Annotated in this window: 12 protein-coding genes; 3 read left to right on the top strand and 9 right to left on the bottom strand. The window is 34.5% G+C overall.

Annotated elements, in window-relative coordinates:
* The first annotated feature begins 372 nt into the window (after window positions 1-372).
* Window positions 373-618: a hypothetical protein gene (locus tag BM184_RS14860; RefSeq protein ID WP_086943930.1), complete on the top strand. Its 246-nt coding sequence runs from the start codon at window positions 373-375 to the stop codon at window positions 616-618.
* On the opposite strand, the gene BM184_RS14855 is transcribed toward BM184_RS14860, so the two are convergent.
* The 6 genes from BM184_RS14855 to BM184_RS14830 form a co-directional block, all read right to left on the bottom strand.
* On the bottom strand, window positions 615-905 hold the full coding sequence (locus tag BM184_RS14855) for a hypothetical protein (protein WP_086943931.1): 291 nt from the start codon (window positions 903-905) through the stop codon (window positions 615-617). The two genes, BM184_RS14860 and BM184_RS14855, sit on opposite strands and share 4 nt — an antisense overlap.
* A 407-nt stretch (window positions 906-1,312) precedes the next feature.
* Window positions 1,313-1,957 (bottom strand): hypothetical protein, encoded by a 645-nt coding sequence (locus tag BM184_RS14850; RefSeq protein WP_086943932.1) that lies wholly within the window; start codon window positions 1,955-1,957, stop codon window positions 1,313-1,315.
* A gap of 95 nt (window positions 1,958-2,052) precedes the next feature.
* Complete coding sequence (locus BM184_RS14845; RefSeq protein ID WP_143091155.1) at window positions 2,053-2,244, bottom strand: hypothetical protein; 192 nt, start codon at window positions 2,242-2,244, stop codon at window positions 2,053-2,055.
* 83 nt (window positions 2,245-2,327) lie between these two features.
* Window positions 2,328-2,906: an SLATT domain-containing protein gene (locus tag BM184_RS14840; protein ID WP_086943934.1), complete on the bottom strand. Its 579-nt coding sequence runs from the start codon at window positions 2,904-2,906 to the stop codon at window positions 2,328-2,330.
* Window positions 2,887-3,762: an SMODS domain-containing nucleotidyltransferase gene (locus tag BM184_RS14835; RefSeq protein ID WP_086943935.1), complete on the bottom strand. Its 876-nt coding sequence runs from the start codon at window positions 3,760-3,762 to the stop codon at window positions 2,887-2,889. The genes BM184_RS14840 and BM184_RS14835 overlap by 20 nt, the downstream gene beginning before the upstream one ends.
* A 395-nt stretch (window positions 3,763-4,157) precedes the next feature.
* The gene (locus BM184_RS14830; RefSeq protein ID WP_086943936.1) at window positions 4,158-4,487 is read right to left on the bottom strand and encodes a DUF6075 family protein; all 330 of its coding nucleotides are present in this window, start codon (window positions 4,485-4,487) and stop codon (window positions 4,158-4,160) included.
* Window positions 4,488-5,231: 744 nt separating this feature from the next.
* On the opposite strand from BM184_RS14830, the gene BM184_RS14825 reads away from it, so the two are divergent.
* Window positions 5,232-7,241, top strand: coding sequence for a hypothetical protein (locus BM184_RS14825; protein ID WP_086943937.1), 2,010 nt, complete (start codon window positions 5,232-5,234; stop codon window positions 7,239-7,241).
* 88 nt (window positions 7,242-7,329) lie between these two features.
* Here BM184_RS14825 and BM184_RS14820 read toward each other — a convergent pair whose 3' ends face one another.
* The 3 genes from BM184_RS14820 to BM184_RS14810 all read right to left on the bottom strand — a co-directional run bounded on the left by BM184_RS14820 (window position 7,330) and on the right by BM184_RS14810 (window position 10,200).
* Window positions 7,330-7,953 carry a hypothetical protein gene (locus BM184_RS14820; RefSeq protein WP_086943938.1) on the bottom strand — a complete coding sequence of 208 codons (624 nt, stop codon included), beginning with the start codon at window positions 7,951-7,953 and terminating at the stop codon, window positions 7,330-7,332.
* A gap of 32 nt (window positions 7,954-7,985) precedes the next feature.
* Window positions 7,986-9,098 (bottom strand): DNA-methyltransferase, encoded by a 1,113-nt coding sequence (locus BM184_RS14815; protein WP_120488164.1) that lies wholly within the window; start codon window positions 9,096-9,098, stop codon window positions 7,986-7,988.
* Between the two features lie 370 nt (window positions 9,099-9,468).
* Entirely contained in the window at window positions 9,469-10,200 is a 732-nt protein-coding gene (locus BM184_RS14810; protein ID WP_086943939.1) for an NYN domain-containing protein, read from the bottom strand.
* 241 nt (window positions 10,201-10,441) lie between these two features.
* Between BM184_RS14810 and BM184_RS14805 the strand changes: the two genes are divergently transcribed.
* Complete coding sequence (locus BM184_RS14805) at window positions 10,442-10,993, top strand: tyrosine-type recombinase/integrase (RefSeq protein WP_086943940.1); 552 nt, start codon at window positions 10,442-10,444, stop codon at window positions 10,991-10,993.
* The last annotated feature ends 127 nt before the right edge of the window (window positions 10,994-11,120 follow it).

Here is an 11,120-nt window from a genome sequence, read left to right as displayed (position 1 = left end):
TTTTTTTAATAATTGTTATTTTGATCTAAAAATCAAATATGTTTACTCCAGCTTTTAACTTAGTTTTTAAGGAATAAATAGGGCTAATGTAGAATAATTAAGAAATTACAATAGAAAACCTATCAGACAAAGAATTTTTTTAATAATTAAAATTTTACTTGAAACTTCAAATAGGGCTGGTTTAGCTTTTAACCTATTTTTGTGGGTGAAAATAGACACGTGTTGAATAAGTCAGAGCTGGTAACAATAAATCGATTAGACATATAAATTTTTAAAAATTTCAGATTATTCAGAAATATTGGAAAGTTTAATTGATTTGGATTGCTGAAACTGCAAGAGGGCACTATGATGTGTCCGAGGAGTGGATTTAATATGTTAACAGCTATCTTAGTAGGTTTTATTATTTTTGTATTAACGATTGTGCTGCTATTAAAACTATGCGGTTTCCTATTTTTTTCCGATATGGGTCGCTGGATCAGAATTACAGTACGCTGGGCAATCATAATTGCTTCATTTTTCCAATTTGGATTCGCTGCCGGTATCTTAGCCTTTTTATTATGTAATAAATATGCAGTCGTGGCTCTCATTGCCTTTATTTATGGCTTTAAACAAGGCTAACTACGTTTGGAATCCAAATGTTTCAGGTATAAATAATAAATTTCATCAAACCTTGACGATGGTTTCTCAGTTAAGTCAGACTTGTCTATTATTTCAGCGTCTTCAGGATCCGTATCTAGCACAAAATCAGTACTTAATTCTAGTAATTTAAATTCAAAGATATCCCTGTCTTTCAAGTTCCAGTCGGGTAATGTATTCAGGTTCATTATTGTGGAGAAAAGAGCCATATTACTTTCAGGTTCTTTCAAGGTCGTGGTTAACATTTGAATGTATTCGTTGAAATTCATGGTTTATTCCTTCTTTCCTGGGGTAAGCCGATATTCGGCAGTATTTTTCCAGCAATACAGTTTGGACTATCGATTTAGCCAATGAATTCAATACTGAATTACGATTTTATGTTTATCGGGTTAAAAAGTGGATTGAGAACTAGTGACAATCTTGTTTTAGTCAATGAAGTTAATTCTAACTTGGGATTCCTTGTGAAGATCATGTCGAAAGTGGTTGTTTTCTCTTCTAGTTTAGTACTGATGACGAAAAAGTCAGTAAACTTAATACCAGAAGCCTATTATAGATCGAGTGATCGCAGCGACATAAAAATTATAATAACTCTTTAGAATAAAAAGAGAAGCCCCTAAAGTAACTGTTAACCTGGATTACTTTAATGGACTTCTTTTTGTGTTAATTATTTGCAATATCAGTTAGATATATTACTTTTACGGTTTAAATTACTTACAAATGTTAAAGTATCACGTTTTCTTGTAGATCTTGATGTTTTAGACCCCAAATTTAAAATATATAGAATCTCTTTGTTGCAATTTTCGAAGTTAATGCTACGAGCTCCTGATGATAATATAGTCGTAAAACTATGATGGTGTTTCATAGTTTCTTTATTTATGGCCGTAATCTCTTCGTTTGAAAATACTTGAATATCTCTTCGTTTTTCAAATACGCTAAGGTAATCATTGAAGCGATTGATAAGCATTATATCATTTTCATCCGTAAGTAGATTATCGCCATGCTTAAACAAATCATATTGCTTGGCTTCTATTTGGAAGGGCACGAATTCCTCAGTTTCTTTAAAGTTAAAGTAATTTGAAACTGTTGTGCCAGTATTTAGGTAGTCTTTACGATTGTCCTTCGGAATCGTTTTAATATACTCTTCATAAGGTTCTTCAATATCTGAAATGAATAAGGTTTCAACCGATCTTTTCATAAAGTATAAATCTTGGGCGTTGCTATCTGTTACTTCGCCTTCAGAAATGGTTAAATATCCTTCTATCAACCCCATTAAGTTCACTAGCTCAGATAGTCTTTCTTGTGTTACTTTTAGTTCCTTCATGTTAATCTCCGTTCGTTTAAATTTATGTTCAAAAAATGTTTGTATATATTATCCAACTTAGGCTGCATACTTCAAAAGCAGTGTTATATTCCTGTTTACTCCTTTAAATTTGACTCTTCACCAAGTGTCCGTATAAACAGGTCAAAGATAGCGTCACCTAATATATCTGCAGGGGTTGCGGTTACGTCATAGCAGGTCAGATAAAAGCTTTGCAGCCACTCAATCATTCCTTCAGTTCCTTTATCAACTTTAATAAATGTGCCAAATACATTGTCATTCCATTCCATTTTTATCACCATGCCTTTCTACTAATAAATACGTAGATAAGGTTCATAAGTGTTACCCTTGCACAAATTATTATCATTGTCGGTTATTCGCGCGTTTTGTTGGATCTTCTGATCGAATTCGGCAGCATATCATCAATTTCTTGTTCAGAGAAGGTCTGTTCTTCTTCGGTTTTCAAAGCTTTTTGTGCTGCCTTGTAACTTTTGGAGTCTGTTGGGGGTGAAGTGCTGTATACTTCTGCCGTCCTTTCTTGCAACTCATCTCGTTTTTCCATAATTTCTTTAACCGTCAAACTTTCGAAATCTGTCAAGAGTGAAACGTACTCTTCTCTTATTTTCCATAAGGCATCAGCCGCTACTTTATGATCTTGGGAGATCTCACCCAAGTTAAAACTTTTAGCATATGAATTGAGTATTAACAATCCCAAGGAAATTATGGCACCAAGGATACTAGCTATCTTGCTCTCAGAAAAAATGTTAACAACAAATCCTGTAGTGGCAAACGCGGATAGTATTATTTGCGAAATTTTTATAATGTTATTTAAGCTATGTAGCCAATCTATCTTTTTATAGTGGCAGGTCCCGGTATATACAATTCGCCCAAATGCCTCTCTAAGCTGAGATTCTAACCTATATTCATGTGTTTCAGTAGAACTTTGATCCATAAATTTCCCTCCATTTACTTTTGGCTAAAGCAGGCATGTTCTTATTTTCGTAATCGATAGCTAGTAAAGCATTATTATATGCGACAGCAGCTTTTGCTTGAAAGTTCTCGGAATTGTAGATAAGGGTACCACTTCCAGGGGCTGACCAATACAGGTTCGCTTTATCAATATTTTTAAGGTATAAAAAGAAATCCCTGCTCATGTAATCATAATATGTATATGACTTATCTCTATGCGGCCACGTGCTAATGAAATTATATGCGAGTGTATCAATCAAAATTCCACTAATAGGCACGTCACATTTTCCTTTCCACGATCGCATCATTCTACAAAGACGCTTTAAATTCCCATTTGTTACGCTATTCTTTTCATTTATCGCGGAAGTTTCTTTCTTCGGATCGGTTACTTTCCAACTCCCGCCATTGTTGGAGTCTGGATAAGTGAAACGATCACTTGTATTAAGGAACGCAGGAACAATTTCAAAATTTATGCCATCTGTAAAGTTAATACCTATTACTTGGCCATCTCCTTTTATATGGGAAGAGCTATATGTTTTTTGCAAAACAGTTTTGACATCTTGCAACAATGCAGATTGTCCATTCGAAGCATAAGCATTAAATTTGTGGTATATCTCATTAGGTAAATGTACCAGTATATCTATGTCACTTGTCCATATCTCTGTGTCTCTTCCATAAGATCCGACATACAAGCTGTATGCTGTTTCCGAACTGCTATTTCTATAATTTGTGTTGATTCTTTTAGTTATTTGACGATACCTACGTTGAATATTTGAAACCGTATTGCTGCTCATATCTAAATTTGAACAAAAGCTTGAAAAATTGCTATATACCGACAAACTAACTCCTCCTAAGATATGCATGGATTCTTACTTCTAACGCAGCGACCAAAAAAGTTTAAATTTAAAAAGATTTTTAGGTTAACGTGCATATATTACTAATGAGACTGGTCCGCCCCCCAAAAAAAATAAGTTGGACCAGTCTTTTTAGTTATGCAATTTATGCTATATTCCCCTATCGTCCTACATCACTGCCGCCTCTTTTATTTCTTTCATCACGCTTCTATTCATTTTATCTATATCTCCTATTACTTAAAATATTTTATTTATAATTTAATAATAGTATGTTGAAACAAGGATTACAAATCCATAACGACTCAGGTTCAAAAAGTTAAAATTACTAAAACAAAAGAGAGTATCCGGGCAATTGGATACTCTCTTTTTATTGGTTACTGTTATTGGTTAAATCTAATTCTGATTGCTTCAATGCACAGTTCGAAGTTGTATTCATCAAGTCCTGCAAAAGTATCTAAGACATCGGCAGGGTAGTAACCATTGAACAGATTGTATGCTAACTTTACTAGTTTGAGTGAACTACTGCTTAAGTCGACTTCCCCATTTTCTAGGCTGTCGGGTTTAATCGAATGTGCTTTAAAGTCATATAGTGCATGTACTTTTTGGAACAAATCGTCATTCGAAAATAGTTTAAACATGGCTAACCGTTCTACATCCGTTGCTGCAGTCTTGTCCCTCTTGATTAATTCATTGAAATTATCACTGTGCATACCTATCCCTCGCCTTATCCATTGATTTCTCTTACAACTTATCAACCTATCTATCAATTATTATGCCACACCATACCTCTTTACTAACATATCAAATCAATCCCAAACATTCTATATTCTCTTTAACTCTGCTTATATCCTAAATATTTGTCACTAATCCTTATCTTATCACTCTAATTATAATTATAAACTATCTAGGAAAGAAACCACTAGTCTATCTTATATTTACTAATCTCTACTAAGTATTATCAAATTATTGAGTTAATTTTAAGACATAGAATAACAAAGAAATACTCTACTTGTTGTAAGATTGTTCCACCATATCTTAAATCTATAAAAAACGTATACTGTCCCTTGATTTTTAGGAATAAGAGGACAAATGGCTTAGAATAAGCTCATCTAACATTCGTTCCCAGAAGCCTATATTTGATCTGTGTGCGATTTTTTTACACCAAGCATAATTATGAATGGACGTTCCAAAGATCAAATCTACCCCCTTTATTTTTGATCTGGTGACGTTCTGGAGAGGGTGTGTCTGTTGGTTTGAATATAGATTTGTAATTTAAAAAACAATGAAAAAAGTATCTTAAAATAGGGTTAACATCAATGTATTTGAAACAGAGTTAAAACGATTTGCTACCTTGCTGGTAAGATGATATGCTTTTTCATAAGGACATAGAAAGCATATACATCAATGGATAAAGCGTATTCAAATGTTATAAAAGCGTTATAAAAGCGTTATGTTTGTTTGCCGAAACGTTACTTGGATTTATTTTAGGAAAGGTGTGGAAGAATGTAAAAAACATAATGAAAAAACGCATAAAAATAAACAATATAAGGAGAGCGAACAAAATAGTAAAAGAAATACAAGTACATATTGATTGCCAGGCGTTTACTGAAAAGCCTAATGACGACGAAATGTCAGTAATAATGCAAGCTATACATAATCGAATTACCAAATCAGTCAGCAATGTTTCACCTTTAGAACTAGCCAATTTGGTTGGTAATTTGGGACAATCGGTAGTTTTAGCAACTATGCAGGGAAGCCGAGCAAATGGAAATATGATTCAGCAGCAAGCGCTGGCTCTTGACTTTGACAATTCAACTAATAAAAAGGCAAAACTTGAAGGTGCAAGCTATCAAACGTATGACAGTATAAAAGAAAATGAATTTACACAGAAATATGCAGCTTTCATGTATAAAACGCTGAGTCATACTGAGGACTGGGAAAGATTCAGGGTAATTTTTATCTTGGAAACGCCTTTGTATTCAGCAGAAGAAGTTAGAAATGCATATAAATATCTATTGGAAAAGTTTCCCCATGCCGATCAAAAGATCAAAGATTGTTCAAGGTTGTTCATGGGTGGGCGCGCTTCAGAAGAAATCAATTACAACAACGAATTGCCAATTAATCTTTTTCAAAGTTCTGGAATCACTAACAAACATGATTCAACTTTAAACAATCAGGATTACTTACAAAGTGTGGGCACACATCTCCCTACATATAAGCTTATCAAGCAAGGCCGCTTTAAAGAAGTTTCAGAGCGCTGGAAGAAGTATGGTGATATGAATTTTCCAGATACAGCTGCAGCAATAAAATATTTTAGAACACTCCCGATGGCTGAATTGCTACAAACACCTCCAAATCCCTTCAGAAACTTATTTGAAAGAGATTTTAAGCCATCCTGTTCCATTTGGAACCCGAAAGATACCAATACCTGGTTGTATACGCAGCAAAACGCTACAGGCAAAAATGGCAATAATCGTAGCTATGATATTATTCGAGTTATGCAGAAATTACTGCGTCAACCTTACAAAAAATATCATAAGGATCTCCCATATGATATGGCAGTTCAGTTCCTAATAGAACATACCGGAATTAAAATTGACGTTTCTGAAGAAATAGAAATAATCAGAAATCAAGCAGATCTTTTTAACGAAGTTTTATTATCAGATACGCTAATGCATACTGATCCTGATTTATATCAAATTTTCAGTAAGTACAAGTATTCAGTATACATAGTTGCAATCATTGACATCTTTAAAATGAATTTGAACTACGATGGTGAAAATATTCGATGTTTGACCTATATGAGCTTAGAAAATTTGGCTATACGGTTACAGTGTTCCAAACATAAGGTATCGAAGTTGTTGAATCTGATGGCTTTTACAGGGATTATAGCGAAATTAGATGAGGATAAGATTCCTGAAGAATTGTTGGTGAAAATAAAAAAAAGCCAAACCCATGAGTATCGGGATGACAATTGGTTAGAACGGAAAGTACCTAGAAAATATCATAATAATATTTATGAACTAACAAATGGGATGGAAGATGTGTTGCTAATTAAGGGAAAATGCGCGGAGCTCATAAGTAAAGGTTTCACTCAAAAAGCATTCTCAAAAGAATGGGTTGAGCGATCATTTGGAAAAGCCGAAGCAGACAGGGTATTTCCCCAGGACAAAAATCGCGCTATATCAGAGGTATCAAAAGCAATCACTGAAGATATTCATAAAGTTGCCTTGGAACACATTCACACTAAAGGGTATGTAATAGTGAATGAATTAAAGGCTGAAATACAGCAATTATGGGGTTCAAAGGGGTTTGTGGAATACAAATACCACCAAGCAATTGGTGAAATGCTGGAAGCGTATGACATAAAAAAAGTAAGACTCACCAGGGAATTGAAAAATCAGTTGGGCATAACTGATCTCTCTTCCAAAGCAAATCCTACTATCTTAATGAAGAACATTTAATATTTAAAAACAGTATATCATAAATGAAATGAATTTATAAGATTAAAGGGACACGTTATAGCTGGCGTGTTCCTTTTTCCTTTTGTAGTCAATCTTTATTGTATTTCAGCCTCAGATAATCTAATAATCCTAGATCAGAAAGGAAATCCAAAAGTGGCTGTTCACCATACTCATTTTCGAAATCATTATGAATAATCATTTGCATAAAGGGATCGACGGGGTTGGTTGCCATTGTTTGAATAATTAACCCCTTTGCAGTCTGTTCCAGATCGGTAATTTCATTGTTTAAATCGAGTGAAATGTCAGATCCTTCGCTAATTTTATCTCTGTATTCAATAAAGAACAGAACATCTCTAATATTGTCGATTTTGGTTAAAATAGCCCGCAACTCTTGAAATAATCCGTCTTCGCTTTGAAGATATGCAGCGTTTATATCTTTAGTGTCTATTGGGTTCTCTTCTTCATATTTCACGAAGTAATCATAGCTTTCGCTGTCTAATTCGACGACTTTTCCGTTGGAAAGTGTAATTGTTAATAGGCCCAACGTATTTTCATCACGCAAATCGTCATATATATCAAGAACTTGGTCCACCATCTCGCTAGCATTGTCATCATTATCGTATTCAAATTGAAGGCGTGGTTGGTGGGTTTCCATAGTTTGTTCAAATTCAGCAATAAACAAGGCATCGTATAAGATATTCGTAAATTTCATGTGTCTCCTCACTTCTTTCAAAAAGTTAATGGTTATCGGGTTTTATAAGAATTAAGAGTATCGATTTGAGCGTTAATCCTTTTTACGGCCTGTTCAAAAAAATCTCGATCTCTTTCAATACAAATATACCGTCGATTAGTTGAAATAGCAGCGCTGGCTAAAGAGCAGCTTCCTGCAGTGTTGTCCAGAATCAATTCCCCTGTATTTGAATAAGTTTGGATCAGATATTTCAGCAAATCTACAGGTTTTTGTGTTGGGTGAAACCCATTAGGGTCTCTTCCGAAACGAACGTAGGTCTTCGGGTACATCAGTTTGTTCTTAGTTTTCGGAATATCCAAATCTGATCGATGTTTCCATTGCATTTGCGGATTAAATGTTGGTTTAACAAAACTTTTTTTATCAACTGGGGCAAATGTTTCAAACTCTTCTTTTAAGTTAAGTATATCCTTTAAATGGTTATATTGGGTTCGTCCAGGCCGTTTAAACTTTTTGAAATCCTTATGAAAGCAAGCTTGTAATGTTTTTTTGGGGATTTCACATGTGGCGTAAAGTTCACGTTTAGAAAGTGTTGAATTTTTAAATCCGGCTTTCAGTACATCGTACATTCGTTTTCTTTGAGATGAATTAAAATCAGACTCTGTGGAATAAAAAACATAAATGGACTCATGGGCTCTTAAGGGTTGTATGTTAACTACCTGTTGATTGGAAATGTTTGTTTTGGTCCAAATTATATCGTATTTATAAGGAATTGTTGATGTTTTGATGAGGTCCGCCCCAAAGGGTTCCATACCAAAAAGAACAATGTTACCGCCCGGCCTAAGCACTCTGAGATACTCGTTCCATAAGTGTTCATAATTCAATGTGCGGTCCCAGTAGGTTCGTTCCTTGCTTGTATTTAACACTCCGTAAGGTAAATCGCATAAAATTAAATCAACAGAATGATCAGCAACTTTTCTTCTCATGCATTCTATCGAATCACCATTTATTAAGTAATTTTTTGTAGTATCAAGTTTCTCCGGAATTTTGACGCGCTCCTTTTCAATAACAAAAGGCTTATTCAAATTCTTAGGAGATTCGTCTAAATTCTTACTTAAAAGATAGCGGGTATCATTAATATTTGGGTCTAAAAGGGGATTATTTTTCATAGATTCTCAGTACCTATCCTTGTATTTGTTTTGAGTATAGCATGCATGTTTCTAAAAAATGTAATAATGTTTAAAAATTTGTTAACGGAATTAAAGTGTTTTCACAAAAAAAAGCAACATTACGCATAATTTATGCTATAAAAGTCAATATTACGCATATGGAATTTTCAACTCTTGTCAAAATCAGTCTATTTTCAAAAAAAAACAACATTACGTAAAATTAACGGTATAAAAGTCAATATTACGCATATGTTATTTTCAGTATATTTTTTATGAATAAAAAACGTTGTAAAGGTCTTTTCGTTCACCATATTCGTTACCAAAGACGCTTGGTTGTATAACTTTAACCTTAGTAATCTTCAGCGAGTCCTTAACTGTGCTTTTTGTAGATAAAAATTGTAGCAGCTAAAGCACCAGCACTCGCTAGCCATGTTAATACTTTTTTTTGATCAGAATTTTGTTTTGCTTGTTGTTCTTTTTGCTTTTCTTGGAGAGCTATACGTTTTTGTTTTTGTTTTTCTTGAAGAGCAATGCGTTCTTCTTCTTCACGCTGTGTCCTTTGTCCAAGGGTTTCGCGATAAGCAACATCTTCAGTAGGTTCGAAGAATACATAATCATCTTGGATATCATCAATAAACAGCACCTCATCAATGAATGTGTTCTTTTCATAAGTAGTACTTATGCCATCTTTCCAAGTCCAGACAATGACTTTCCAACCTTTATTATGCGCTCTTTCCACTAACGGAGACATATCGGAATCGCCACTCATTAATACTAGGCGGCCAGGCTCGTTGTAATTATTAATTGCATCAACTCCCTGCGCTACAAGTTCAGTATCGACAGCTTTTTCCCCATTGGGTGTTCGTTCAAAGGTTTTTACTGTAAACCCTTTATTTATCATAAACGACCAGAAATTATCATTAGGAGGAGGAGTTGACCCGACAAGTATCTTTTCGACCAGTTTTTCATTATCACAAAATGTTTTTGTGAACTTGATATAGTCAAATCTCACAGGTAATCGGGAAAAACGTGAGCTTGATGTAGAAAATCGGTTCAATCCAACAAATATATTTGAATTATCGATTAATAAGATATCGGCCATAGTCGGTTTCCTCAGTTCTGATTTTTATTTAATTATATCATGAATAGTTTTTACAAATGTATCGAAACAGGACAAGCAAGAATAAACGCGGATAAATTGGTTTTTGAAAAAAGGGAAACAATTATTAAGTTTGTTTCCATCGGATTGTTGCTGAAACAGTCTTTTCGGGTTATGATGGATTCAAATAAGGAAAAGGGAAACAAAATGAACGTTAAAACTTCCCTTTTGAGGAGCGATTAAGATGAGTGGAGCAAGGGTAATCAAAGACAAAAACACGATTAAGAATCTCCTGGACGTCTATCCAGTGAATTCCAAAAAGCGATTGTTGATAGAATATGCGCTCAGGAGTGGGTTGAGGGTATCTGATATCATTACTACCAGGGTGAAGGACGTATACAATCAGGACACGTACAAAGTTACGGAAAAAAAGACAGGTAAAACCAAGGAATTGGCCCTACATGACGCGTTAAAGCTATCGATTGTAAATTATGTTAACGAAAATGAGCTTACTTCCGATGATTTTCTCTTCTATAGTAATATGAACAAGCAATCGCATATCCAACGGGTCCAGGCTCACAAGATTGTTGCGAAAGCCGGGGATATGATAGGTTTGAAGCTATCCTGCCATGATCTGCGTCGATCTTTTGGATATGCCGCGTATTCCCAGGCGGTTCCAGTTGAACTTTTGCAGATCATATTTCAACATTCGTCGCAAGCAGTCACACTGCGGTACATTGGGGTCACCCAAGAGAATATAAACAACGTGTACAAGAAAATCGATTTAGGCTTTTAATTCAATAAAAAAACAAGCAGCAGGAACTCTTCAATTACGAAGAACAACTGCTGCTTGTTTATTAGTGTCTCAACAATGGATGGCAAACTATCCACTATTTTATTTATTAGGTATTGTGGATTTTTTT

Source organism: Trichococcus pasteurii (assembly GCF_900112935.1).
Classification (GTDB): Bacteria; Bacillota; Bacilli; order Lactobacillales; family Aerococcaceae; genus Trichococcus; species Trichococcus pasteurii.
This window is presented reverse-complemented; position numbering and strand designations above follow the sequence as displayed.